Annotated in this window: 23 protein-coding genes; 3 read left to right on the top strand and 20 right to left on the bottom strand. The window is 73.2% G+C overall.

Features of this window, described 5'->3' with window-relative positions:
* Window positions 1-83: 83 nt before the first annotated feature.
* Complete coding sequence (locus tag JHD21_RS03965) at window positions 84-3212, bottom strand: BTAD domain-containing putative transcriptional regulator (protein ID WP_292671809.1); 3129 nt, start codon at window positions 3210-3212, stop codon at window positions 84-86.
* Window positions 3213-3411: 199 nt separating this feature from the next.
* Between JHD21_RS03965 and JHD21_RS03960 the strand changes: the two genes are divergently transcribed.
* Window positions 3412-3669 (top strand): hypothetical protein, encoded by a 258-nt coding sequence (locus tag JHD21_RS03960; RefSeq protein WP_292671808.1) that lies wholly within the window; start codon window positions 3412-3414, stop codon window positions 3667-3669.
* 25 nt (window positions 3670-3694) lie between these two features.
* On the opposite strand, the gene rodA is transcribed toward JHD21_RS03960, so the two are convergent.
* The 11 genes from rodA to JHD21_RS03905 all read right to left on the bottom strand — a co-directional run bounded on the left by rodA (window position 3695) and on the right by JHD21_RS03905 (window position 15725).
* Window positions 3695-4855: a rod shape-determining protein RodA gene (rodA, locus tag JHD21_RS03955; protein WP_292671806.1), complete on the bottom strand. Its 1161-nt coding sequence runs from the start codon at window positions 4853-4855 to the stop codon at window positions 3695-3697.
* Window positions 4852-6963, bottom strand: a complete 2112-nt coding sequence (gene mrdA / locus JHD21_RS03950; RefSeq protein ID WP_292671805.1) for a penicillin-binding protein 2 — start codon at window positions 6961-6963, stop codon at window positions 4852-4854. Before mrdA ends, rodA begins: the two co-directional genes overlap by 4 nt.
* Window positions 6960-7526, bottom strand: a complete 567-nt coding sequence (gene mreD / locus JHD21_RS03945) for a rod shape-determining protein MreD (protein WP_292671804.1) — start codon at window positions 7524-7526, stop codon at window positions 6960-6962. Before mreD ends, mrdA begins: the two co-directional genes overlap by 4 nt.
* The gene (gene mreC, locus JHD21_RS03940; RefSeq protein ID WP_292671802.1) at window positions 7523-8467 is read right to left on the bottom strand and encodes a rod shape-determining protein MreC; all 945 of its coding nucleotides are present in this window, start codon (window positions 8465-8467) and stop codon (window positions 7523-7525) included. Before mreC ends, mreD begins: the two co-directional genes overlap by 4 nt.
* Entirely contained in the window at window positions 8464-9507 is a 1044-nt protein-coding gene (locus JHD21_RS03935; RefSeq protein WP_292671801.1) for a rod shape-determining protein, read from the bottom strand. The genes mreC and JHD21_RS03935 overlap by 4 nt, the downstream gene beginning before the upstream one ends.
* A gap of 106 nt (window positions 9508-9613) precedes the next feature.
* Window positions 9614-11650: a dehydrogenase gene (locus JHD21_RS03930; protein WP_292671800.1), complete on the bottom strand. Its 2037-nt coding sequence runs from the start codon at window positions 11648-11650 to the stop codon at window positions 9614-9616.
* Window positions 11647-12738, bottom strand: a complete 1092-nt coding sequence (locus tag JHD21_RS03925; protein ID WP_292671799.1) for an SDR family oxidoreductase — start codon at window positions 12736-12738, stop codon at window positions 11647-11649. The genes JHD21_RS03930 and JHD21_RS03925 overlap by 4 nt, the downstream gene beginning before the upstream one ends.
* Window positions 12739-12836: 98 nt before the next feature.
* The gene (gene ndk, locus JHD21_RS03920; RefSeq protein WP_292671797.1) at window positions 12837-13241 is read right to left on the bottom strand and encodes a nucleoside-diphosphate kinase; all 405 of its coding nucleotides are present in this window, start codon (window positions 13239-13241) and stop codon (window positions 12837-12839) included.
* A gap of 26 nt (window positions 13242-13267) precedes the next feature.
* Complete coding sequence (locus tag JHD21_RS03915; RefSeq protein WP_292671795.1) at window positions 13268-13948, bottom strand: pyridoxamine 5'-phosphate oxidase family protein; 681 nt, start codon at window positions 13946-13948, stop codon at window positions 13268-13270.
* On the bottom strand, window positions 13945-14346 hold the full coding sequence (locus tag JHD21_RS03910) for a DUF4233 domain-containing protein (RefSeq protein WP_292671794.1): 402 nt from the start codon (window positions 14344-14346) through the stop codon (window positions 13945-13947). Before JHD21_RS03910 ends, JHD21_RS03915 begins: the two co-directional genes overlap by 4 nt.
* Window positions 14343-15725: a Mur ligase family protein gene (locus JHD21_RS03905; RefSeq protein ID WP_292671793.1), complete on the bottom strand. Its 1383-nt coding sequence runs from the start codon at window positions 15723-15725 to the stop codon at window positions 14343-14345. The genes JHD21_RS03910 and JHD21_RS03905 overlap by 4 nt, the downstream gene beginning before the upstream one ends.
* 66 nt (window positions 15726-15791) lie before the next feature.
* On the opposite strand from JHD21_RS03905, the gene JHD21_RS03900 reads away from it, so the two are divergent.
* Window positions 15792-16880, top strand: coding sequence for an NAD(P)-dependent alcohol dehydrogenase (locus JHD21_RS03900; RefSeq protein ID WP_292671792.1), 1089 nt, complete (start codon window positions 15792-15794; stop codon window positions 16878-16880).
* 15 nt (window positions 16881-16895) lie between these two features.
* Here JHD21_RS03900 and JHD21_RS03895 read toward each other — a convergent pair whose 3' ends face one another.
* From JHD21_RS03895 to JHD21_RS03860, 8 genes are all read right to left on the bottom strand, one after another.
* Window positions 16896-17789: a GNAT family N-acetyltransferase gene (locus tag JHD21_RS03895; RefSeq protein ID WP_292671791.1), complete on the bottom strand. Its 894-nt coding sequence runs from the start codon at window positions 17787-17789 to the stop codon at window positions 16896-16898.
* A gap of 73 nt (window positions 17790-17862) precedes the next feature.
* On the bottom strand, window positions 17863-19620 hold the full coding sequence (locus tag JHD21_RS03890) for a hypothetical protein (RefSeq protein ID WP_292671789.1): 1758 nt from the start codon (window positions 19618-19620) through the stop codon (window positions 17863-17865).
* Window positions 19621-19624: 4 nt separating this feature from the next.
* Window positions 19625-20560 (bottom strand): DUF1839 family protein, encoded by a 936-nt coding sequence (locus JHD21_RS03885; RefSeq protein WP_292671787.1) that lies wholly within the window; start codon window positions 20558-20560, stop codon window positions 19625-19627.
* Complete coding sequence (locus tag JHD21_RS03880; RefSeq protein WP_292671785.1) at window positions 20557-22269, bottom strand: hypothetical protein; 1713 nt, start codon at window positions 22267-22269, stop codon at window positions 20557-20559. Before JHD21_RS03880 ends, JHD21_RS03885 begins: the two co-directional genes overlap by 4 nt.
* Window positions 22270-22294: 25 nt before the next feature.
* Window positions 22295-23206, bottom strand: coding sequence for an amino acid--[acyl-carrier-protein] ligase (locus tag JHD21_RS03875; RefSeq protein WP_292671783.1), 912 nt, complete (start codon window positions 23204-23206; stop codon window positions 22295-22297).
* Window positions 23207-23216: 10 nt separating this feature from the next.
* Window positions 23217-24398: an acyl-CoA dehydrogenase family protein gene (locus JHD21_RS03870; RefSeq protein WP_292671782.1), complete on the bottom strand. Its 1182-nt coding sequence runs from the start codon at window positions 24396-24398 to the stop codon at window positions 23217-23219.
* On the bottom strand, window positions 24395-24667 hold the full coding sequence (locus JHD21_RS03865; protein ID WP_292671781.1) for an acyl carrier protein: 273 nt from the start codon (window positions 24665-24667) through the stop codon (window positions 24395-24397). The genes JHD21_RS03870 and JHD21_RS03865 overlap by 4 nt, the downstream gene beginning before the upstream one ends.
* Window positions 24664-25137, bottom strand: a complete 474-nt coding sequence (locus JHD21_RS03860) for a holo-ACP synthase (protein WP_292671780.1) — start codon at window positions 25135-25137, stop codon at window positions 24664-24666. Before JHD21_RS03860 ends, JHD21_RS03865 begins: the two co-directional genes overlap by 4 nt.
* Window positions 25138-25252: 115 nt before the next feature.
* Here JHD21_RS03860 and JHD21_RS03855 point away from each other — a divergent pair.
* The coding region (locus JHD21_RS03855; protein WP_292671778.1) for a class I tRNA ligase family protein at window positions 25253-25571 on the top strand (319 nt) is incomplete at its 3' end.

Raw genomic sequence — 25571 nt, 5'->3', positions numbered from 1 at the left:
CCTGTGTCCTGACGGCACCCTGGTGGGAAAGCCGTTCACACCTACCACGAACGACGCCCGGCCGATTCGACGACGGCCCCGCCCTACGCCCCGGCGAGCTCGTGGCGGCGCCTGGCCTCCCAGGGCGCCGGCCGGACCCCGGTCCGGGTCTCGGCCGCGTCGAGGACGCCGAGCCACTTCGCGCGTTGTCCGGCGGACGCCGACGTGGCACGCTCGAGCAGCCAGATCACCCGTTCCGGCGGCAGCGCGTCCTGCGGGAGGAGGGGCTCCGCGGCCCCGAGCCGCTCGGCGGCCCGGTGAGGGCTGCCGGCAAGCCGGTCCACGCGCGCCTGCCGCACCTCCCAGGCTCGTGCCGCCGCGGGGTCGTCGAGGGTCCCGGGCACCCGCGCCAGCTGGGCCAGGTCGTCTGCGGCGTCGCCGATGCGGCCGGCCGCCGTGTGCAGGTCGGCGAGGAGGAGGAACCCCAGGAGGGAGTGCAGCCGACGGCCAGCCGCCGTCGCCAGGTTCACGAGTCCTCGCAGCTGGCGTTCGGCCTCGTCCACGTGACCCAGGTGCAGCAGCAGCTCGGCCTCGGCCAGCGAGACGATGTCCTCCCAGCGCGCGGTGACATGGGTCGAGACGAGGGTCCTGGCTCGCTCCAGCAGGAGGCCCGCCTCGCCGACATCGCCTTGCAGCAGGTGGAGACGGGCGAGACGCGCCGCGTTGACGGCGGTGATCCGCCGGTCGCCCTCCAGCTCGGCCAGACGCAGGGCCTCTCGCTGCCAGTGGACAGCGTCCGCGACCGAGCGGTGCGCCCACGTGGCGGCGATGCTGGCGCTCGCCCCGCAGCGGACCGCGTCCGGGGCCGTGGGGCCGTAGCGGACCTCGCGCCCCTCGCCGCGGCGGGCCGCGTCGAAGACCTCGCGGCTGGCGGCCTCGGCCCGAGCCGGATCGCGCAGCGTGTCGCCGAGCGTCTGACAGGCGAACGCCTCGACCAGTGGGTCGTCGGCGTCCCGCGCCAGGGCGACCGCCTCCGCGGCTGCGGCCGCCGCGCCTGCCCGGTCGCGGGTCGAGCGCAGCCATGCCCAGTACGTCAGGGCGATCGCCCTGGCCGGTGCGTCAGGTCCGGCCGCGTCCAGCGCGGCGGACAACAGGGCCTCCCCCTCCTGCTCGTGGCCGGCCTCGAACCAGACGGTCATCGCGTCCGCCACCAGCTGCAGCCGCTCGGCATGGGCGCCGCGGTCACCCCAGTGAGCGATGGCGGCGCGCAGGTTGTCCGACTCCGCCACCGCGAGCGCGAGCCAGGCACCCGACTCAGGGCCCTCGCTGTTCGCGGCGAGCTCGACGGCCCAGGTCCCGACCGCCCGGGCGAACCGGTCGCGAACCTCGTCGTGGTCCGGGTCCTCGTGGAGCCGCTCGGCGGCGTACTCGCGCACCGTCTGCAGCAGCCGGAATCGCGGCTGGTCGGAGACCGACGGCAGGCGTTGCACCAGGTGGGCGTCGACCAGCGAGAGCAGCACGTCCGCGACGCCGGCACCCCGGTCGTCGTCCGGCCCGCCGCCGCCCACCGCACGAGCACCGGCGAGGGAGAAGCTGCCGGCGAAGACCGCGAGCCGACGGAACAGTGAGCGCTCGGCAGGGGCGAGCAGCTGGTAGCTCCAGTCGACGGTGTCGCGCAGGCTGCGTTGGCGTTCGGGCCGGTCGGTGCGACGTCCACGCAGGTCGAGGGGGGCGTGCGACAACCGATCGGCCAGCTCGGCCGGTGAGTGCAGGCGCAGCCACGGCGCCACGATCTCGAGGGCGAGAGGCAGCCCGTCGAGCTGCCGGACGATCGCGGCGACGGCGGGCGCCGTGGCGGGAGTGACCCGGAAGGCGGGGTCCGCGGCGACGGCCCTGTCGACGAGGAGCCGAACGGAGTCGAACGACGCGAGCGCGTCGGGGTCGTCGGTTCCCCGGTCGGGAACCGAGAGCAGCGCGACCGGGTACTGCTGCTCGCCCGCGATGGCGAGGGGATGCCGTGAGGTCGCCAGCAGCTGCAGGTGCGGGCAGGCCTCGTGCAGCCGTGCGACCAGCCGGCCGACATCGTGGAGGTGCTCGAGGTTGTCCAGCACCAGCAACCCGGTCGCTGCGCGGAGCCGCCCGACCAGCGAGGCCTCGGCATCGGCACCCGCCGCCGCTTGGGCGCCGACCGCCGCCGCGACGACGGGCGCGACCAGGCCTCCGTCACGCACCGGCCCGAGGTCGGCGAACCAGGCACTGCCGCCGGCATCGACGTACCTGGCGAGCACCTCCGTGGCCAGCCGGGTCTTGCCACACCCTCCCGGGCCGGTCAGCGTGACGAGCCTGCGCTCCTCGAGCATGGCCTGCAGCAGCGGGACATCGGCATCCCGGCCGAACAGCGGGTCGGTCCCGCCCAGCGGCAGTGGCGTGGGGGCGAGCTCGGCCGGCGGGGTCCGCCGCACGAGGACGGGATCGGAGCCGAGCACCCGGGCGTGCAGCCCCTGGAGCACCGGTCCGGGGTCGGCACCGAGCTCGTCGCGCAGCACCCGGCGGATCTCGTCGTACGTCGACAAGGCGTCGGCAGGGCGGCCCGCCGCCGCGTGCGCCCGCACGACCAGGGCGGCCGCGCTCTCCCGCCAGGGGTCTGACGCACGGAGGAGCGCCAGCCTGTCGAGGACCTCACTGGGCTCGTGGTCGAGCCGAAGCGCCGCGTCGGCCCACGCCTCCAGCACGAGCACCCGCTCGTCCTCGAGCCGCTGGGACATCCGGTCGTGCAGAGCGGTCCCGGCAAGGTCGGCGAGAGCAGGCCCCCGCCACAGCCGCAAAGCCTGGTCCCAGCTCTGCTCCGCCTGGTCGAGGGCTCCGGTGGCGGCCAGCTCCCGGGCCTCGGCCGTGAGTGCGCGGAACCGGGCGTAGTCGCACTGCTCCACTCCGACGTCCAGCTGGTATCCGGCACCGACGGTCCTCAGGACGCCATCGCGACCGCCCAGCACCCGGCGCCAGGCGGAGACGTAGGTCTGGACGACGTTGACCGCCGAGGGCGGTGCGTCGGCTCCCCAGAGCCGGTCAACCAGGGTCTCGACAGGCAGCACGGCGCCCGGCTCGAGAGCCAGCAGCGCCAGGAGGCCACGTCGTCGGGCACCCGCAGGGCCCACTGGTGCCCCGTCGACCAGGACCTCGAAGGGCCCGAGGACGTCCACCCGCAGGCTGCCGGGGCCACGGACGTCGGTCACCACATGCCCCCTCGCCGGGTCGGGCGCTGCCCGGGTATCGGGCGAGTCTGCCACGCCTGCAGCCTCGTCAGTGCCGCTGGAATCTCGCTGGAACCGGTTCCGGGATCAGGAAGACCCGCGATCGACCCTCTCTTCAGCGGCCACGGCCACGGTGTTGCCCAGCGACCCGGACCACGGGTCATCGATCTGGAGGCATCCCATGACCAAGACCCCCCGCACGCCGTCCCACCTGACCGGCTCGCTCGCCACCATCGCACTGGTCGCCGTCTTCGCGTCAGGGCAGCCGGCCGGTGCGGCTCCCGACCGGGCCCCCGTCGACCCCGCGTCGGCCGCCCAGTGCTCGTGGACCGTGGACCAGCTGCCCCGGACCCCTGACGCGGTCGAGGGCTGGTACCGCTCGTGCGAGGACCGGACCCTCCCCGCCACACCGGATGCCGTCGAGGCGTGGACCAGCTGAGCCCATCGCCGCGCGACGTCGGACGTCACCGCGCGACCAGCACCCGCCGCTCGGCCAGTGCCGACGGGTAGGTCGACGACGCCGACCGGAGGTGGATGTTCTGCAGCAGCCCGACCGCCAGCAGCCCGGCGAACAGCGACGAGCCGCCGTAGGAGACGAACGGCAGCGGGACGCCGGTCACGGGCATGATGCCGAGGCACATGCCGATGTTCTGGAAGGCCTGGAAGCCGAACCAGCAGGCGATGCCGGCGGCGCAGACCCGGCCGAAGACGTCCTCGGCACGCCGGGCGATGACCAGGGCGCGCCAGATGACCAGGCAGAGCAGGGCGATGAGCACGCCGGCGCCGAGCAGGCCCAGCTCCTCCCCCGCCACGGTGAACACGAAGTCGGTCTGCTGCTCGGGGACGAAGCCGGCCCGGGTCTGGGACCCGTCGAAGAGGCCCTGACCGAGGAGCCCGCCGTTGCCGATCGCGATCCGGGCCTGCTCGACGTTGTACCCGGCGCCGCGCGGGTCGAGCGAGGGATCGACGAAGGCGAGGAACCGGTCGACCTGGTAGGCCTTGAGCACGCCGGCCATCACGGCGGCGACCGCGCCACCGACCGCGCCACCGACCAGCAGCACCAGCCAGCGGCGCCGGGCACCGGACACGGCGAGCACCCCGAAGACGGTGGCGGAGAGGACGAGCATCGTGCCCAGGTCCGGCTGCAGGAGGATGAGGACGGCGGGCACCGCCGCCACGGCGAGCATCAGCGAGACGTCCGCCCCGCCGACGTAGGGGCGGCGGCGGCCCTCCGACCGCTCCGCGAGGACGAGCGCCATCCCGACGACGACCGCCAGCTTGGCGAGCTCCGACGGCTGGACCGACAGTCCGCCGAACCGGAGCCAGGACTGCGAGCCGTTGACCGTGGAGCCCATGGTGAGCACCAGGACCAGGCCGACGACCGAGACGAGGTAGAGGACCGGCGCGACGATCCGGACCCACCGGTGGTCGGTCACCGTGACGAGGGCCAGCAGGACCAGGCCGATCACGATGTTGACCAGCTGCTTGCGCAGGAACGCCGTCGAGTCGCCGTCGGTGAGGTCGGTCCGGTGCACGGTGGCCGACCACACGAGGAGGGTGGACAGGACCAGCAGGGCCAGCACGGCGGCGAGCAGGATCCAGTCGAGCCGCGGCAGCCTGGTCACGATGGCCCCTCCGTGGAACGGGACGGCGGCAGGATCGCGCCGTCGTCGGTGAAGGTCGGGAGCTCCTCGGGCGGGACGGTGCCGGGGATGGCGGCCTGCGCCGGCCGGACGGCGCCGTCGACCACGCCGTACAGCGCCTCCCAGATCGTGCGGACCGCGTCGCCGGAGGTGCCCGAGCCGGTGCCGCCCTGGCTGATCATCATCACGACGACGTAGTTCTCGTCGTACGTCGCCACCCAGGACGTGGACTGCTTGCCGTAGACCTCGGCGGAGCCGGTCTTGCCCCGGATCTCGACCCGGTCGAGCGGGAAGTCGGGGAACTTCCAGGCCAGGGTGCCGACCTTCGGCACGCCGAGCAGGGCCTGGTCGACGTAGTCGAGCGAGGCGCGGGTGACGTCGACCCGGCCGGTCGCCTTGGGCGCGAACCGCTTCAGGACGGTCCCGTCCTCCGACACCACCGCCTTGGCCACCCGCGGCGCGTAGAGCGTGCCGCCGTTGGCGATCGCGGCGTAGCCGCGGGCCAGCTGGAGCGGCGTGAGGATCGTGTCGCCCTGGCCGATCGCGAAGTTGACCGCGTCGCCGGCTCGGTAGGCGTAGCCCTCGACGCAGAACTCCCGCGCGAACCGGTGCAGGAAGTCGTCGCCGGGCTCCTCGCCGACCTCGCAGTAGTAGTCCTTCATCGACTCGTAGTAGTCGCGCTTCCACTGCCGGTCCGCGATCCGGCCCGCGGCCTCGCCGGGCAGGTCGACGCCGGTCTGCTTCCCGAAGCCGAACGCCTTGGCCGCGGCCACCAGCGGGTCGCGGGCCTTGACGTCGTCGACGTCGGAGCCGAAGCGCTGCCAGTAGTCGAGCCCGATCCGGTAGAAGAACGTGTTGCACGAGACCTCGAGCGCCCGGGCGAAGGTGATGTAGCCGTGCGCGCCGGACTCGTAGTTCTTGAAGTCGCGGTTGCCCACTCGGAGGTAGGAGGAGCAGTTGAGCTGGGTGTCCTCGGGGTAGCCGTTGCTCAGCGCGCCGGCGGTCATGAAGGGCTTCCACGTCGACCCGGGGGCGAACTGGCCCTGGGTCGCCCGGCCGAGCAGCGGCGTCCCTGCCTTCTTGGAGTACAGCTGCTTGAGCTGCCTCGGGGAGATCCCACCCACCCACACCTCGGGGTCGTACGTCGGCTGGCTGGCCATGGACACGATCCGGCCGGTGGTGGCCTCCATGACCACGACCGCGCCGGAGTCGGCGACGTAGTTGCGGTCGGTGACCGTGTCCCTGGTCGCTCTGGCGCGGGCGATCGCGCCGGCCAGCTGCTGCTCGACGACGCTCTGCACCTTGGCGTCGATCGAGGTGACCAGGGTGTCGCCACCCTGCGCGGCAACCTCCTCCTCGTCGCCGATCACCCGGCCCATCGAGTCGACGGCCACCGAGGTGTAGCCAGGCATGCCCCGCAGCCAGGCGTCGTACTGCTTCTCGACCCCCGCGCGGCCGACCACCGAGGCGCCGTTGACCGAGCGGTCGCCGTCCGCCTCCGAGGCGTCCAGCTCGTCGCCGGTGATCGGGCTGAGGTAGCCGAGGACGTGCGCGAGGTTGACGCCGAACGGCCGCGGGTAGGCGCGCAGGCTCTGCTGGTCGGCCAGCACGGCCGGGAAGTCCTCGGGCTGCTCGAGGACCCGCAGCGCCGACGGCTGGGGGACGTCGACGGCGACCGGCACGGGCTGGATCGGCGAGCCGTTCCAGCAGACCTTGGGCTTGCTGCCCTCGTCGCCGCACGTCTGGAGCCGCAGCTTGATCCGGGCGACCTTGACACCGGTCACCTTCGCCACCCGGCGGAGCACGGCGGACTGCTCGTCGTCGGGCATCTTCGCGAGGGTGCCGCGGTCGATCGAGACCACCCACGACGTGCGGTTGGTGACCAGCGGCCGGCCCTGGTCGTCGACGATCAGCCCGCGCTGCGGCTGCACGACGATCTCGCGGACCGACTGGGAGGCGGCCTGGGCGGTGTACTCCTCGCCCGTGACGACCTGGAGGTACCAGAGCCGGACCAGCAGCGTCGCGAACAGGGAGAAGACCAGCGCCTGGACCACCACGAGCCGGAGCCGGCTCCGGGCGTCGGCGCTCATGCCGGCAGTCGGTCCGGCTCGAGGCGCTGGTCGAGTGCCAGGACGAGCGGCACGAGCAGGGCCCCGAGCAGGACGTCGGAGAGGACCGCGACCAGGACGGTCTCGAGCAGGGCGGGTACGCCGACGAGCGGGTCCCGCAGCACCATGCCGCTCACGGCGAAGAGCGAAGAGGCCACGAACGAGCACGCCGCCACGGTCCCCAGCAGCACCGGCCAGCGCGGCGAGCCGGCCCGGCCGGCCCGGCCGGCCCGGCCGGACACCCGGCCCGCGACGTAGCCCGCGACCAGCAGGGCGAGGGCCCAGCGGCCGGCCACGTGGTCGGCGGGCGGGACGAGGTCGAGCAGCAGACCGCCGGCGAAGCCGAGGACCATCGCCGGCTCCGAGCCGTGCCGCAGCCCGACCGCGACCACGACGAGCAGGACGACGTCGGCCACCACCCCGCGGAACGCCAGGTGCGGCAGCACCGACACCTGCAGGACCACCGCCATCAGCAGGACCCAGACCGCCGCGGCGGCCCGGGGCGTGGTGATCCCCGGGGTCAGGCCCGAGGTCGTCTGGCTCACCTGAGCGTCCCGTCCGGCTCGACCACGGCCCGGTCGCTCGCGGTCCCCGAGGGGACGACGACCCCGACCAGGTCGAGCGCACCGAAGTCGACGTACGGCGCGATCACGGCGCGCTGGGTGCTGTCCCGCACGCTCGAGTAGACGGAGCGGACCGTCCCGACCGGCACGCCGGAGACGTAGGGCGCGCCGTCCTCGCTCCCCCAGGTCACGACGGCGTCCCCTCGCGCGGGGACCGTGGTCTGGTCGACCAGCTCGAGGTCGAGCCGGCCGGTCCTGCCGAAGTCGCCCAGGTCGCCGCGGCCGTGCAGGAAGCCGATCTTCATGCTGCTGCCCACCCGGCCGCCCACCGTTGAGTCGGCGTCGATGACGAGCAGGACCGTCGCGGAGGAGCTGGTGACCCGGATGACCCGCCCGACCAGGCCGGCGGCGCTGACCACCGTCAGGTCCGGGCGGAGGCCGGCGTCGGTGCCGGCGTCGATGGTCACGGTGCGCGAGAAGGTCTGGGCCGGGCCGATGCCGATGACCCGGGCGGGGACCAGGGCGTAGCCGATCTGCTCCGCGGCCGCCGTGAGCCCGTCGTACTCCTCGAGCCGGTTGCGTTCGTAGTCGACCGTGGCCAGGTCGCCCCGCAGCCGGTCGTTCTCGGCCTCGAGGCGGGCGACGTCCTCGGTGAGCGAGTCCTGGGTCCGGAACCAGCCCGACACCGCGAGGACCGGACCGAGCACGGCGTCGACGCCGGCCTCGACCGGCGCGTACGCCTCACCGACGAGCCGGCGCGCGGCGTCGACGGGAGACGACTCGCCTCCGACCAGGTCGAGGGTCATCAGCACCAGGCAGGCCAGCACCAGGCTGACGGCCCGCGAGCGCCGGGGAGTCCCGGGCGCGCGGGGCTCGAGGCTGCCGCGGCGGTTGAGCCGCTCGCGCGGCATCAGGTCCGTCACGCGATCCTCCGCCGCTCCGCGACGAAGACCTGCTGGAGCGCCTCGAAGTCCTCCACGCACCGTCCGGCCCCGAGGGCGACGGAGGTGAGCGGGTCCTCGGCGACGTGCACGGGCATGCCGGTCTCGTGGCGCAGCCGCTCGTCGAGCCCGCGGAGCAGGGCGCCACCCCCGGTGAGCACGATGCCGCGGTCCATGATGTCCCCGGAGAGCTCGGGCGGCGTCTGGTCCAGGGTCACCCGGACCGCGTCGATGATCGCGTGCAGCGGCTCCTCGATGGCCTTGCGCACCTCGGAGGAGCTGACCTGGACGGTCCGCGGCAGCCCGGAGACCAGGTCACGGCCGCGGATCTCGGCCTCGCCGTCGGCGGCGCCGGGGAACGCCGAGCCGAGGGTGACCTTGACCTCCTCCGCGGTGGCCTCGCCGAGGAGCAGCGCGTGCTCCTTCTTCATCCAGGTGGTGATCGCCCGGTCCAGCTCGTCGCCGGCGGTGCGGACGCTCATCGACGTCACGATGCCGCCGAGCGAGATGACCGCGACCTCCGTCGTACCCCCTCCGATGTCGACGACCATGTTGCCGGTGGCCCGGTGCACCGGCAGCCCGGCGCCGATCGCGGCCGCCATCGGCTCCTCGATGATGTAGACCCGGCGCGCGCCGGCCTGGTAGCCGGCCTCCTTGACCGCCCGCTGCTCCACCGCGGTGATCCCGCTCGGCACGCAGATCACCATCCGCGGCTTGGCGAAGTAGCGGCGCCGGTGCACCAGCGCGATGAAGTGGCGCAGCATCTGCTCTGTCGCCTCGAAGTCGGCGATCACGCCGTCCTGGAGGGGACGCACGACCGAGATCTCCTCCGGTGTCCGGCCGACCATCCGCTTGGCGTCGTGCCCCACGGCGACCAGCTCGCCGGTCGTCTCGTTGATCGCGACGACGCTCGGCTCGTCCACCAGGACCCCGCGGCCTCGGACGTAGACCAGCGTGTTGGCCGTGCCGAGGTCGACGGCCATGTCACGGCCGACCAGGCTGCGTGGCGGCGCTGTCACCATCTGTCTGTCCTCTGCCGGGGAAGGGTGCTGAGGGCGGGTGTGCTTTGGCGCCGGGGTGGCGCGTCGGCCACGCCCGGCACGGTCAGGCTAGGAACAGAAGTCCGTCCTACGCCGGAGGCACGCCGTGACTGGTGTGACTCATGTGACTGAGGCTCGCGCGCTCGCGCAGCGCCAGCTCGCGGACCCGGGCGAAGTCCTCGTCGGTGAAGACCCCGCCGACGCCGGAGATCGCGGCGAGCCGCATGCCGTGCTTGAGGCCGAGCCGGTAGATCTCCTTGACCTTCTCCCACTCGATGTCCCGGCCGACCGTGAAGGTCTCGTAGCGCCCCTCCAGCGCCAGCACGACCGTCTCGGCCAGGCAGGCGTACGCGACGCCCGGCGGCAGCCCGATGCTCTTCATGCGCACGTCGCCGGGGAGCTCGATCTCGCCCGACTCGATGACCAGCACGTCGGGACGCAGCGCCACGTCGGCGGGCGAGAGGTCGAGCGGCCGGGCGACGTCGGTGATGACGCACCCGGGCTTGACCGCGGTGATGTCGAGCACCCGCTTGCCGGCCCCCGAGGTCGCCGTCACGATCAGGTCCATGTGCGGCAGGTGCCGGTCCGGGGTCGCCGCGACGTGCACGGTGGCCCTCGGCGTGGTCCGCTCGATGTCGTGCTTGAGCGCGAGCAGCTTGGCGGTCTCGGGCGAGATCAGCCACAGCTCGTCGCTGGCCAGCGCCAGCAGCCGGGCGCAGACCGAACCGATCGCCCCGGTGGCGCCGACCACCATGGCGGCACCGTGCATCCGGCCGTCCTCGTCGACCTGCATCAGCCCCAGGCGCTCCGAGGCCTCGTGGGCGGCCCACAGGGCGCCGGACGCGCTGTAGCTGTTGCCGGTGGTGATCGGCAGCGGCGCCTGCTTGGCCACGGTCACCCCGGCGTCGCCGACGACCTTGGTGAAGGCGCCGAGTCCCATCACCTGGGCCCCCAGCTTGCGCGCCGTCTCGGCCGCCGACAGCAGCCGGGCGTAGGTGAACTCGGGCGAGTGCGCCATCAGCTCCTTGGGTGTGCCGCCGACGGTGATCAGCCAGCCCTCCGCCTCCGCGCCGGTGGGCGACCTGATCCCGGTGACGTGGCTGTAGACGAACGGCGGCGCGTAGGCGACCGCCTTCTCGACGAGTCCCATCACCGGGCCGGGGGTGACTCCGGCGATCGTGCCGAGGGGCTCCACCTTGGAGAAGAACTCCTGCGACAGCGGGTGGATCACGAAGGCGAAGCGGCTCTTGCGCCGGGGCCCGTTCGGCTGCAGCAGCCGGGGCTCCAGCTCGGCCGAGACGACGATGTCGAGCAGGTCGTCGTCGGTGAGCGCACCACCACCGACGGTGGCCAGCATCATCGCCTCCAGCATCGCCGCCGAGACCGTGCCCTCGAAGGGCTGCGGCGTGGAGTCGATGACCAGGTCGACCCCGCGCGAGGCCAGCTCGGCGAGCTGCTCGTCGGTGACCGAGGAGCTGATGAGCGTCTTGCCCGCGAGGTCCTCGAGGCCGAACCCGGCGAGCTCGTCGTAGGTCGCCACGACCACGTCGCTCTCCCGCGCGGCCCGGCGGGTCAGCGCGGTGCTGAGCGCCTCCGCCGGCGCGGCCAGCGCGGAGCGCAGACCGGGCGGGACCAGCGCGAACGGCCACGCGAGGGCGTGCTCGGCGAGCGCGGGCAGGTCGAGGCGCAGCAGGGGGTCGGCGAACTCGACGTTGCCGGTGAACTCCTTGAGGATCCTCGTGGTGCCGCGGTGGTGCGCGCCGATGACGACCGTGCGGGCGTTGTTGAACAGACCCGGCATCTCGGTCTGCACGTGCCGGACCGCCCACTCCTGCAGCACGGGCGCGAGGGCCCGGCCGTCGGTCAGCGGGACACCGTCGGCGATCGCGGCCAGCCGGTGGAGGTCCACATCCGCGGCCAGGCCCGTGACCGACAGGGCGTGCGCCCGCGGCGCCCACCGCCGCACCTCACCCTCGATCGCGTCGAGGTCGCCCGCCGTGCCCACCCGGACCAGCCGCACGTCCTGCTCGAGGAAGCGGACCCGCGCGTCGTGGTCGTGGGCGGGGTCGGCCGGCGAGACGTCGACGACGACGAGGGTGTCGGCGGCCGGTCGGCGGGCGGTCATGTCATCGCCGCCGAGCCGACCTCGGGATGGTCGAGCATGTAGTCGAGCAGCCGGTCGGCGTACGACGCGAACGGCGGGCAGGCGATCCCGGTCCCCGCGAGGTCCTCGTCGGTGTGGGTGGTGGCGTACGTCGTCGGGGAGGCGAAGTACTCCAGCGCCTCGGCGGGCAGGCCGAGGAGCCGCTCCATCCCGGGCACGCCACCCACGAGCGTCCGGGTGACCCCGACCGGCAGCCGCACCCACAGCACCCGGCGGCCGAGCCGGGAGGCGAACGCGTCGACGAGCTCGCGGACGGTCGGCGGGTGGGGGTCGGTGAGCGCGTAGGTCCGCCCGAGCGAGGCGTCCATCGCGGAGAGCCGGTCCATCGCGTCGACCACGAAGTCCCGGGGCACGAGGCACACCCGCACCCGGTCGACGTCCCCGAGCGCGGGGACCAGGGCCAGCCGCGGCTGGCGGCGGAGGAACTGGGCGAGGAAGTACGGGCCGTCGTACTTCTGGGTCTCCCCCGTCGACGAGTCCCCCACCACGATGCCGGGGCGGTAGATGGTCACGGGCAGGCCGTCGGCCATCGCCTTGCGCACCGCGAGCTCGGCCTCGAACTTGGTCTCCTCGTAGTGGTTGCGGAGCTCCTGGCCCTCGTCCAGGCCGTCCTCGCCGAACTCCCCGGCGTACCGCCCGCTGACGTAGCAGGTGCTCACGTAGTGCAGCCGCCGCAGCCCCGGGAGCCCGCGGCAGAGCTCCAGGACCCGGTCGGTGCCCTCGACGTTGACCCGCCGGGCCACGTCCTCGCCGACCGCGAGGTCGTAGACGGCGGCGAGGTGCCAGACCTCGGACACGGCGTGGACCTTGCGCCTCGCCGCGGCGTCCAGGCCGAGGCCTCGCTCGGTGAGGTCCCCAGTCAGTACCTGCACCCGGTCACGGACGTGCGGATGCTCCTCCGCCAGCTCGGCGATCCGCTGCTCGGCCAGCCTGCGGTGCTGGGGCTGGACGAGGCACCAGGCGTGCACGCCGGCCCCGCGGGCCAGCAGGCGGGGCAGGAGGGCGGAGCCGAGGAACCCGGGGAACCCGGTCATGAGGATGGAGGACACAGCCCCACCCTCGGGCCCGGGGAGACGGGGCGACAGGGACCAAGGTCTGTGCCCGTCGTGACGCGGGACCTATGCGCGGGCCACCCTCGTCGTGCCCGTCAGAGCTCGGGGAACCAGAGACCGATCTCGCGGGCGGCCGACTCGGCTGAGTCCGAGCCGTGCACGAGGTTCTCGCGGTTGGACAGCGAGAGGTCGCCACGGATGGTCCCGGGCGCGGCCTTGCGGCCGTCGGTGGCGCCGTTGAGCGCCCGGACGACCTCGACCGCGGAGTCGCCCTCGAGGACGACCGAGACGAGCGGACCGGAGGTCACGAAGTCCCGCAGCGGGGGGTAGAAGTCCTTGTCGACGTGCTCGGCGTAGTGGCTGTCGGCGACCGACGCGCTGATGGTGCGATGCTCCATCGCGACGATGGTCAGGCCCTTCGCCTCGAACCGGCCGAGGATCTCCCCCACCAGGCCGCGGCGGACGGCGTCGGGCTTGAGCAGGACAAGGGTGCGCTCCATGAGCGGGACCCTACTGAGGGGTGTCCTCAGGCGAAGTCGGCGGCCCGGCGCTGGACGTGCTCGGGCACCGGCCCGGGTGCGGCGGGGTCCGGGACGACCGGTGACGCGACCACGCGCAGCGGCAGGTGCCCGGCCCAGTAGCCGGCGTCGATGTCCGGCTGGTCGTCCTCCGGGCCCCCGGCGCGGGTCTTGAGGGAGGCCTCGTGCAGCGGCACGGCGAGCACGGCGGTGGCGGCGAGCTCCTTGCGGGTGTTGGGCCGGAGCGCTGCCGCGCGGCCCGGGACGACGTGCTCGACGATCAGGTCCAGGGCGTGTGCCTTCTCCTCGGGGTCGTCGACCAGCCGGACCGGGCCGATCACGACGCCGCAGCGGTAGTTCATGGAGTGGTTGAACGCCGAGCGGGCGAGCACCAGCCCGTCGAGCGCGGTGACCGTCACGCAGACGCTGGCGCCGGGCGTGCGTCGCAGCCAGCCCGCCGCGACCGACCCGTGGACGTAGAGCGTGCCGTCCCGGTCCGGGCCGTCGGGCTCGACGGCGTACGCCACGGGCAGGACGACCGGGTGGGCGTCGGCACCGTCACCGACGGTGACGCCGAGATGGGCGATGAGTCCCTCCCGCAGCAGGGCCATCAGCTCGGCGCGGTCGGACACCCCCCGTTCCTTCTCCCGGGTCAGGGTGGTGCGCGGGGTCGGCGACAGCTCGGTCACCCGTCGGCTCCTCGCCTGGCGGCGTACGCCGCCGCGCGCTCGCGCTCGATCTTGCGGCCGAGGAAGTAGGCGGTGCCCCAGAGCAGGGCGAACACCGAGCCGAGGAAGAACATCAGCGGCACGACCAGCCCGAGCCCGATCGCGCCGAGCTGCAGGAGCCACCCGAGGGCGTAGGCCCACTCCCCGCGCAGCATCCCGGCCACCAGGAAGCAGGCCACGGCCAGGCCGAGGCCGACCGCCAGCGCCGTGCCGGTGCCGACGTCGGCGACGGTGATCATCACCGGGGTGGTGAGCCCGAGGGTGATCGCCTCCAGGCTGAGCACCGCGGCACACATCCCCCTCCGGGGCGAGCGTTCCTGGACCGGTGGGGGCGCGCTGCCCGGGGACGGGTCGGTCATGCTCGCCTGCCCGTGGCACCCAGCATGGTCCGCGCCTCGCCGGCGGTGACGACCGAACCGGTGACGAGCACCGCCCCCGACCCGATGGACTCACCCACGGCCTCGCCCGCCTCGGCCAGGGCTGCGGCCTGGTCGATCGCATCGGCCAGCCTCGGCTCCACGGTCACCCGGTGGTCGCCGAAGACCTCACGAGCAGTCACCGCGAGGGTCTCCGCCGGCATCGCCCGGTCGGTGCTGTTCTGCGTGCACACGACGTGCGCCAGGTGCGGCTCGAACGCGGCGAGCAGCCCCTCGGCGTCCTTGTCCGCCATCACCCCGATGACACCGATCAGCGGGGAGAACACGAACGAGTCGTCGAGCGCCGCCGCCGTCGCCTCGGCGCCCGCCGGGTTGTGCGCGGCGTCGAGCACGACCGTGGGGCTGCGGCGGATGATCTCGAGCCGGGCCGGCGAGGTCACCTCCGCGAACGCCGCGCGGACCACGTCCTCGTGGAGGACCTCACCGCCGCTGAGGAACGCCTCGACCGCGGCCAGGGCCACCGCGGCGTTCTGCGCCTGGTGCGCGCCGTACAACGGCAGGAAGACCTCGTCGTAGCGCGCCCGCAGGCCCTGGATCGAGACGACCTGGCCGCCGACCGCGGGACTGCGGGTGGCCACGCCGAAGTCCGTGCCCTCCCGGACGACGGTCGCGCCGACCTCGGCCGCGCGGGCGAGCACCACCTCGGCGACGTCCGGCGCCTGCTCGGCCAGCACCACGACCGAGCCCTCCTTGATGATGCCCGCCTTCTCGACCGCGATCTCCGCGGGTGTCCCACCGAGGTACTTGGCGTGGTCGACCGCCACCGGCAGCACGACCGCGACCGCCGCGTCGGCCACGTTGGTCGCGTCCCACGAGCCGCCCATGCCGACCTCGACGACCGCGACGTCGACCGGCGCCTCCGCGAACTTCGCGTAGGCCATCCCGACGACCGTCTCGAAGAACGACAGCGGGTGCTCCTCGTCGGCGTCGACGAGATGGGTGTAGGGCGCCACGTCGTTGAACGCCGCGACGAACTCCTCGTCGGAGAGGGGCTCCCCGTCGACCGAGATGCGCTCGGTCATCCGCTCGACGTGCGGACTGGTGAACCGCCCGGTGCGCAGGTCCAGGGCCCGCAGCAGGGTGTCGACCATCCGCGAGGTCGACGTCTTGCCGTTGGTACCGGTGAGGTGGATGACCGGGTAGCCGGTCTGGGGGTCGCCCAGCAGGGCGGTGAAGGCGCGGATCCGGTCGAGCGACGGCTCGAGCTTGGTCTCCGGCCACCGGGACAGCAGCGCGTCCTCGACCTCGGCGAAGGTCTCCGCGAGCCGTGGGCTCTGGTCGTGGTCCGTGTCCTCGGTCATCTCGCCGTCGAGTCTAGGGAGGTTGCTACTAGAACACGTTCTAGGTCTGTGGCTAGGTTGTCCGCCATGAAGACCACCGTCGCCCTCGTCGAGTCCCCCGGCCAGCCGTTCACCCTCGCCGAGGTCGACCTGGAGGGGCCGCGCGAGGACGAGGTCCTGGTCCGCATCGTCGCCACCGGCCTGTGCCACTCCGACCTCACCGTCCGCAACATGCTCCCGGCGGAGATGTTCCCCAACGTCTTCGGCCACGAGGGGGCCGGCGTCGTCGAGGAGGTCGGCGCGAACGTGACCGGCATCGAGGTCGGCGACCACGTGGTGCTCTCGCTCCGGTCGTGCCGCACCTGCGCGCAGTGCGCGGCCGGCTACTACGGCCACTGCGAGCAGGGCCTGTTCATCAACTACATGGGCATGCGGATGGACGGCTCGACGACCTACACCCGCGACGGCCAGGCCGTGTTCGGCTCGTTCTTCGGCCAGTCCAGCTTCTCCCAGCACGCGATCGCCTACGCCGACAACTGCGTCGTCGTCGACAAGGCGCTGGACCTGGCGCGGCTCGGCCCCTACGGCTGCGGCTTCCAGACCGGCGTCGGGACGATGCTCAACGTCGCGAACCCGAGCGCGGACCAGAGCGTCGTCGTCTTCGGCGTCGGGTCGGTCGGCCTGGCCGCGCTCGCCGCGGGCCGGACCACCGGCGCCACGATGGTCGCCGTCGACCCGCTCGCCAGCCGGCGCGAGCTCGCCGAGTCCTACGGAGCGCTGACCATCGACCCGACCGCGCTCGGCGACGTCTCGGTGGTCGACAAGGTCAAGGAGCTGACCGGCGGCGGGGCGACGTACGGCATCGACACCACCGCCGTCCCCGCGGTCGTGAAGTCGGCCCAGCAGTCGTTGGCGGTGCGCGGCATGCTGATCGCCATCGGCCTGGGTGCCGACGAGTACCCGATCGACGCGGTCGACCTGCTCCAGAACGGCAAGGTCGTCCGGAGCTCGCTGGAGGGCGACGCCGACCCGCTGGAGTTCATCCCGCGGATGCTCGCGATGGCCGACGAGCTCGACCTCGACCGGCTGGTCACGCCCTACCCGTTCGACCAGATCAACCAGGCGATCGAGGACTCGGCGTCGGGCAAGGTGGTCAAGCCGGTCCTGGTCTGGTGACCGCACCCTGACGGGTCACCGGATCACGTGGTTGGCCATGTCGACCACGGCCTCGTAGCCGATGGCCTGGTAGATCCGGTTGGACGTCGGGTTGGCCTGGTCGGTGAACAGGCACGGCCGGTTGCCGGTCGCGAGGACCTGCCGCGACACCTCGGCCACGGCCGCGCTGGCGTAGCCGAGGCCGCGGTGCTCCTTGGGGGTGTAGACGGGCCCGACCCGCACCACGCCGTACGCCGGCACGTTGGCCCCGGTCAGGTGGACGACGTCGCCGCCGGGGGTCTCCCACAGGTGGATCCGCTGCTCCGCGATCCGGCCCTCGATGAACGCCTCGTCGAAGTGCTCGCCGAAGCCCACCCGGTGCGGCCGGCCCGCCTGCTCGGAGGCGGCCGCCTCGAACGCCTGGTACCACTCGAGGCACAGCCCGGCGTCGTCCCCGGTCGCGACCCGCAGCCGCCCTGGCGGGACCGGAGGCTCCACGACCTCCTCGAGCTCGAAGAGCCGCATGTGCTCGGTGACCTCCGCCGTGCCGCCGGCGCGCCGGGCGGCCTCGTCGGCGACCACGCGCGCGGCCGGCAGCGCACCGTTGGAGGCGGGGACGTCCTCGCCACGGTCGACCAGCGCGGCCGCCAGGAGCCGCGCGGCCTCGTCGGGCATCGGCAGCACGTAGAGCGGGTAGGGCTGGAACGGCGCCGTCCGCATGGCCACGCCCACCACCCGCTCGTCGGCGTCCAGCACGCTCACCCACCACCGCGGGTGGTCCGGTCGGGGCGTCCCGGAGGCGTCCTCGGCGGCGGCCCGGGTGGCGACGGTGGCCAGCACCGTGTTGAGCACCGGCTCCGCGGCGAGGTGCTCCCCGGCGACGGCCAGGAACTCGGCGGGGTCCTCGGTGAACGACAGTCGGTAGGTCATGCGGCATTCCATCGTGCCGAGGGCGTCGGGCGCACCCGGATTCCGCTGGCCGCCGAGTCGGCGCTACTGCGCGTCAGTAACGCCGAGTCGGCGGGCCGGGGACGTGCCAGGTCGACTCGCGCTCGATGCTGTCGCCGGTGAGGCTCGCCCGGACCGCGGCGTGCGGGGGCGGGCCGAAGCGGTAGGCGTACGACGAGTCCGCGAACCGGCCGAGCAGGGCGTCGACCGTCCAGCGCCGGTGCCCGTGCGGCTCCATCGTCCAGGCCCGCTCGGCGGACTCGATGACCGAGCCGTCCTCGCGGAGCAGCTCCACGGCGAGGGTCAGGTCGGCCGGCTCACCGCGGTCGTGGGCGACGTGGACGTCGAGCCCGTTGAGCCCCTCGTCGACGAGCCAGACCGCGGTCGGCTGCAGGACGGGCGCGAGGGCGTGCGCCGCCGGCTTGGGCGAGCCGGTGTGGTCGAGGAGGCCCCAGCCGGAACCCGGCTCGAGGTCCCGCAGCCACAGCACGATGCCGCCGCCGCACGGTGAGGCCGGCCGACGCCACTCGCCGAAGACGTCGGCCATCACCTCGCCCGTGACCCGCTGCCGCTCGGTCTCGGTCGCGTCCGGGCCGTAGCGGGCCAGGGCGTAGTGCTCGCGGACGTCGGCGAAGTCCCAGTCGGCACCGTTGTCCCGCGGCACGCCCCCGGCGACGAGCGGGTCGGGAAGGTTGGCGAAGGCCAGGCACTCGGCGGCGAACCGCACGCCGCTGTGCCGGGCGTCCGGCAGGTCGCGGAGGTACGCCCCGACCCCGAAGTACTGCGCGATCCCGGTGTCGACGCGGACCACCGGGTCGCCGCCGCTCGGCGAGCTGTCCACCCACACGGCGTCGACGCCGGAGTCGTCGAACAGCGGTTTCAGGAACGCCGCCAGCTCGCCGGCGTACCCGGTCGAGGGGCTGACCCCGAACATCGCCGCCTGCTGCTCGTGCTCGGCGCTACCGCAGACGACCACGACGCACGGGTGGTCACTGAGCCGGGCCAGCTGGTCCCGGACCTCGGCCTCGACCGTGCTCCGGAACGACTCGTCGGACAGCGGGTAGTCGAACGTGGCGAACATCAGGTCCTGCCACACCATCAGCCCGAGCTCGTCGCAGCGCCGGTAGAACTCGTCGCTCTCGTAGGCCGAGACGCCGCTGACCCGGACCAGGTTGAAGCCCAGCTCCACGGCGGTGTCGAGCGCCGCGAGGTCGCCCGGCGTCCACACGACGCCGCGGACGAACACCCGCTCGCCGTTGACCCGGAGGTCGAGCGAGTCCTCCGACCGGTTCTCGACGGTGCGGTGCCCCGTCGCCTCCCGCGTGCCGTGGGTGTGCGGCCACCAGGTGCCCACGCGATCGGCCACCGGCGCCGGCTCGGTGGCCAGCACCATCGGCCGGTACGGCCCGACCACGGGCGGGCCGGGTGCGAACCCGGGCGCGCGGCCGAGGACCTGGGTCCGCACCCAGCGCAGCCGCGGCTCGTCGACGAGCATGGTCCGCCAGCGCGCCCGGGGCTTGCGGGGCAGCTCGTCGAGCAGGTCGGTCAGCGGGTGCACGACGACCCGCACCTCGTTGCCGCCGGACCGCACGGCACCGGACACGTCCACCGTGCGGGGTTCGAACATCGAGCGCCCGGAGGCGACGACGTCGCCATTGACCAGGACGTCCCAGACCGTCGCGATGCCCCCGATCTCGAGGGTCGCGCCCCCCGGTTCGTCGACCTCGACCTGGGCCACCCATTCGTGACGCACCGAGTCGGCGTCCGGACCCGGCTCCGGGGTGATCCGCTCGAACTCCAGGACCTCGCGCACGTGGTCAGGAAACCAGACGGTCGAGCTCGGTCATCGCGGTCGCGTAGCCCTCGGCCATCGGGCCGACGACCCCGGCGACGTCGAACGCGCGGCGCCGGGCCAGCCGGAACAGCAGCATCTTGGTGCCACCGACCACGTCGTCGAGGGCGGCCGCCGCCTGCTCGCCCTCCTCGCCGAGGAGCCACCGCACGTGGCTCGCGAGCAGCTCGAACGAGGCGCCGGCCATCCGCGGGTTGTGGAACGCGTACGCGTGGTAGTCGGCCTCGTCCCCTTCCAGCAGCCGCGGCAGGTCCGCCTCGAGCGCCGCCAGGAACCGGTCGAACGGGTTGTCCGCGGGCCGGCGGCCAAGGGAGTCGGCGAGAAGGACGCGCGCAGCATCACGGAGCGCGTCGCCGGAGAGCGCGGGCGCCACCCCGAAGCGCACCAGCTCGACGTACGGCGGCAGCGCGGGCTCCGCGAACAGCCCGTCGTAGTCCTCCCCGGACAGCTCGAAGTAGCCCGCGTTGTGGAAGTAGCGCAGCACCCGGGCGTCGGGGTCGATCCCCTCGATGACGATGGAGCTCTTCACGTGGTTGGTGCGGTAGTCGGTCGCCGCGACGTCCGGGAGCCAGTAGGAGTCGACCTCGGGCATCGTCGTCTGCCCGAGCGCGAGCCGGGCGGCGGTCTGCTCGGGGATGGAGCGGTAGGGCTGCATCTCGTGCAGGTCGAGGCCGTAGAGGGTGACCAGGTCCTCGGGGGCCGGCTTGAAGAACGTCCACTGGTCGACCTCGAAGTCGACCGCGGCGGTGCCCGCCAGCATCGCCTCCGGCTCGTGCCCCGCCGCCGCGACCAGCTCGATGACGCAGTCGGCGAAGCAGTTGGTCTCCTGGTAGGTCCGCTCGCCGTCGTGCAGCGGGTGCTGCCGGTACGTCGCGGGGTCGAGCCCGAACAGGCTGATCACGACGCGGCCCGCCCGTCGACGCCGTCGGTGCCTGGCCGGTCGACCAGCGGCACGTAGGTCGCCAGGAAGTCCGACGCCCGGTCGAAGGTGGCCAGCTGGCCGGCCCGGCTGAGCAGCGAGTGGTCGAAGACCTCGTCCTGGTCGAAGCGGAACCGCGGGTTCCGCCGCAGCCGGGCCAGGAACGGGCGCCAGAAGAGGACCTCGGTGAAGTGCTGGGCGTCGTCGCGGCACGCGCTCACGTGCACGGCGGTCCCGCGTCTCACGACGCTGCGCAGCACCCGGAACGGGCCGTGCCAGACCGCCACCTGGCGGTAGATGCGCCACAGGCCGCCGGCCAGGATCCGGTGCCGCCGGGCCAGCGCCGCGATCGGTGCCGCCGGGACGATGCCGGCCCGCCGGATCGGTGTGTAGACGTGGGTGCCCTTCGCCGCGGGGTAGAGCGTGAGCCGCGGGTTGACCGCGAAGACCGCCTCGACGCGCTCCCACAGCGCCACCTCGAACGCCGAGTAGGACCCCGAGCAGAGCCCGGCGATCACCACCGTCGACCCGTCGGCCGCCAGCTCACGGACGACCTCCCGCATGTCGTCGATCCACTCGGGCGCGAACGGCTCGTCCTCCACCTGGCCGGGGTGGGACGGGCTGTCGCCGATGCCGCTCTGGTCGATCCGCACCACCCGGTAGCCGTCGCCGGCCCAGCGCCGGGCGAACTCCACCCAGCGCCGGCCCGGGCCGATGTGGTGCTCGGCGGCCACGTTGACCAGCACCACCCAGGGCGCGTCGGTCGGGGTCACCGGCTCGTCGACGATGCCGTAGAGCCCGAACGACCCGATCCGGGTCGGCCGCTCGAGGACCGGCCGCGAGCCGGGGCCGGCCGACGCCACGCGTACGCCGGACTCCTCGGGTGTCTTGACGGGGACCCGGGCCTCGTCGGTGCCGGCCACGAGCCACCCCACGACCGAGGCCAGCGCCTCCTCGGGGACGTAGCAGTCGCTCGGCGTCCGGTCGAGGAGCTGGTCCTGCGCGGTGGCCGGCCCGAAGGTGAGGTCCCCGGGCTCGAGCCGGACCCGCCGCTCGATGCCCTCGGGCGCGGGCCGGTCGGTGCGGGTGAGCAGGAGCACCCGGTCGGCCAGCGGCCGGTCCTCCGGGAGCTTCGCCAGGTCGACGCCGCGCAGGGCCGACGCGGTCGCGGCGTCGTACTGGAAGCCCGGCGTGTGCCGCAGCCCGTCGTCGTGCGCCCGCCCGTCGTCCTCGCCGAGCAGGAAGAGCGCCTCGCCCTCGCGCAGGAACGTGCGTCCGCTCAGGCACGGGTCCCACAGCGCCAGTGAGCGGAACGGCGACGACGCGGCGGCCTGGCAGGCCGCCAGGGTCGCGCCCAGGCGCATGCCGACCGCCGAGACGTGGGGCGCGCCGAGGTCGAGGAGGTACTGCCGGGCCGCCTCGACGCTGGCCAGCCAGGAGGCCACCCGGTCCGGGTCGTCCTGGAGTCCCGCGGAGTCGCCGGTGCCGTCGTAGTCGAAGCGCAGGGCGACCAGGCCACGGCCGGCGAGCGCCTCGGCGAGCCGCCGGAAGGTCCGGTGCGCCGAGCGCCCCTCCTCCCCCATCGGCGGGCAGAGGACGACACCGCCGCGGACCAGCCCGTCGGCCGGCATGGCGACCCAGCCGTAGAGCGGTCGCTCGTCCGGGCCGAACCACACCTGCCTGCTCAGCACGACACCCTGCTCGACATCTCAGGGCTCAACATCCCAGGAGGGACCGGACCTCGCCGGGCCAGCCCGTCACGTCGGTGCCGTGCGTGGCGAACAGGGCCAGCGTGATCCGCTCCAGGCCGTAGCCGAAGCAGGCGCTGTGCGCGACCTCGCCGTCCGGGGTGGTCAGGCCGAACGGCAGGCCGAAGTGGTCCTCGTGGTAGTTGGCGGAGGCGATCGCCGTCGGCTTGGCCTCGGTGAGGTCGATCAGGACCTCGTACTTCAGCTCGGCGTGCAGCTGGTTGGCGGCCAGCATCCGGCCGACCCGCCCGAAGAACGGGTCGTTGGCGGCATCGCTGCGCACCGACAGGCCGAGCGCCGCGAGCGAGTCCAGGCCTCGCTGCAGCCACAGGTCGCGGTGCGCCACGGCCTGCGCCGGCGTCCCGACGAGCACGAACTCGTACATCCGGAACGACTGCATCCGGGCCGGGTCGAGGCTCGGCTCGTGCCGGAACGCGAACCCGCAGCACTCGTGCAGCAGCCCGTCGTCCGGGATCCCGGTGGGCAGGGTGCCGTAGAGGCTGTGGCAGATCGACGAGCTCAGCACCACCTCGGCCGGGTCCAGCGCGAGCGTCCAGTCCCGGCCCTCCTCCAGCTCGGCGAGCAGTTGCTTGTGCTCCTGGTCGCCCCCGGTGAACACGTCGACGGACCCGACGAGGTCCGGGAAGGAGCGCAGGTAGTCGGTGCGCAGGAAGTCGTCGCGGGCCATGATCGGCGGGAACCAGCGCCGCGGCGCCGTCGCGTCGGTGCGCTGCTCGGCGGCGTACCGCTCCACTCCCTGCAGGACCCCCTCGAAGTCGCCCGAGCGGTGGTAGAGCCCGTCGGTGCGGGTCTGCACGAGCAGCCCCGCGTCGAGCAGGACGGTCCGCAGGTCCTCGGGGGTGGCGTACGGCGCGGGCACGGTCGTGGACTCAGCTCTCGCGCTGCATGAGGGCGAGCTGGGCGGTGTTGCCGGCGATCCGGTCGTTGTTGACCATCACCGCCGCACCGTGCGCGTCGCGCAGCAGCCGGCCCAGCGAGTACTCGGTGTCCTCCCGGTAGCCCTGGATCCCGACGATCAGCATCGCCTGGTTGATGATGTCGACGACCAACGTGGACGCGGACACCTTGAGCGTGTTGATGGCGACCATGAAGTCGATCGAGCTGGTCTCCTCGGCGTCGTCCATGATGTCGAGGTAGCGGCTCATCAGCGCGTCGACCGACGACGCGAGCTGCTGCCTGGTCACCATCAGCGCGGCCAGGCGAGGCGCGCCTGGCGGGGTCTGGTTGAGGTCCTTGCGGGCGGCCTTCTGGATGAAGCGCTGGGCCCGCCACGAGGCCTCCTCGGCCAGGCCCAGCCACAACGAGGACCACAGCAGGTGCGAGGTGGGCAGCATCGTCTCGGTCGAGATGTCGCCGAAGGGGTGGTCCATCACCAGGTCGGCCGGTCCGGTCGCCTCGAGGGTGAACCCGAGTGAGCAGGTGCCCCGGAAGCCCAGGGTGTCCCAGCCGGAGATCGGCGTCAGGGTCACGTCCTTCGCCTCGCAGATCACCATGACCTGCTCGCTGGGGGCGCTGTCGGCGTCGCGCCGGGCCGTCACGATGATCGCGTCGGCGTACTGCCCGTAGGAGATGACCGGCGCCTGCTTGGTCAGGCGGAACCGCTGGTCGGGTCCGTCACCCTCCCGCTCGACCCAGCAGGAGGAGTTGCGGGTGTTGCCGCCGATGCCGATCTCGGTGGTGGCCGAGGCCAGCAGCAGCTGTTCGGTGGCGACCCGGCGCATGAAGTCCTCCACCGTCCGGGAGGTCATGTGCCGCACCACCGAGGCGACCTTGATGTGGTGCATCGCCAGGATCATCGCCGAGGACGCGCAGTGCCGGGCGACCTCGCGGACGACCGCGGCGGCCTGGCGCAGGTCGTGGCCGAGGCCACCGAGCTCCACGGGGACCAGCGCGCCGAGCAGTCCCTCGGCGCGGAACGCGTCGACGGTCTCCTTGGGGAACCGGGCGTGGGCGTCCACGTCGGCGGCGTGGACGGCGGCGACGTCACGGCCGATCCGGCGCGCGACCGCGACGACCTCCGCGACGCCCTCGTGCTCGTCAGCCAGCTTCACGACGACACCCCGGAGCCGACGCCGTCGGTGATGTCGAGCTCGGCCAGGGCCGCGGCGATCGCGTCCACCGAGGCGAAGGTGCTCTTCTTCAGCATCTGCTGGGGGAACTCGATGTCCCACTCGTCCTCGCACGCCAGCATCACCGTCACCGAGGCATGGGAGGTCATCCCGGCCGCGTAGAGGTCGTCACCGTCGCCCACCGCGGAGATGTCGGTGGAGAGCTTGGCGTGCTGCCCCAGGATGGCGCGGATCTGGTCCTTGACGGTCATGCGGTGCCTGTCTCGTTCATGGTGGCGGTCTCGTTCGTGGTCTGGGTGGTGGGGCGCTGGAGCCCGATCGCGACCGCCATGGCGAGGTCGGCGGTGTGGCTCAGGCTGACGTCGATGCCCGCGGCGTCCACGCCGGCTTCCTCGGCGAGCTCGGCGGCGCGGCCGGTGAGGTGCACCGCCGGCCGGCCACCGCCGACCGCGGGCGTCCTGATCTCCACGCTGCGCAGGTCGACGCCGTCCGCGGTCCCGATCAGCTTGAGGACCGCCTCCTTGGCCGCGAACCGGGCCGCGAGCGAGGCCGGCCCACCGGCGGCGTACGACGCCTGCTCGGCCGGTGTGTAGACCCGGTCGAGGTAGCGCGCCCCGAAGTGCCGGACCGCGTCCCGCACGACGTCGACCGGCTGGAGGTCACAGCCCGTCCGGGGGACGGCCGAGGGGGTCGGCAGCGTGCTCGAGGCAGGTGTGGACACCACGGCTCCCCCCATTCTCAGCACGTCCTCAGCTGGTACAAGAGCAGGCTAACGGTGCCCGTGATACTCCGGACCGTTTTCCGGCACGGCGCCACGCCGCCCTAGGCTTGACCGCATGACCGAAGTTCTTGCAGATCAGGCCCCGGACACGCCGGACGCATCGCGCCCGGTCGTCGTACCGGCCAAGCCTGCCCTGGAGGGACTCGAGGCGAAGTGGGCCGAGCAGTGGAAGGCCGCCTCGACGTACGCGTTCGACCGCACGCAGCCGCGCGAGAACGTCTACTCGATCGACACGCCGCCGCCGACGGTGAGCGGGTCGCTGCACGTCGGGCACGTCTTCTCCTACACCCACACCGACCTGATCGCCCGCTACCAGCGGATGCGCGGCAAGTCGGTCTTCTACCCGATGGGCTGGGACGACAACGGGCTGCCGA

It is taken from the genome of Nocardioides sp. (genome assembly GCF_016462705.1).
Taxonomy (GTDB): domain Bacteria; phylum Actinomycetota; class Actinomycetes; order Propionibacteriales; family Nocardioidaceae; genus Nocardioides.
This window is presented reverse-complemented; position numbering and strand designations above follow the sequence as displayed.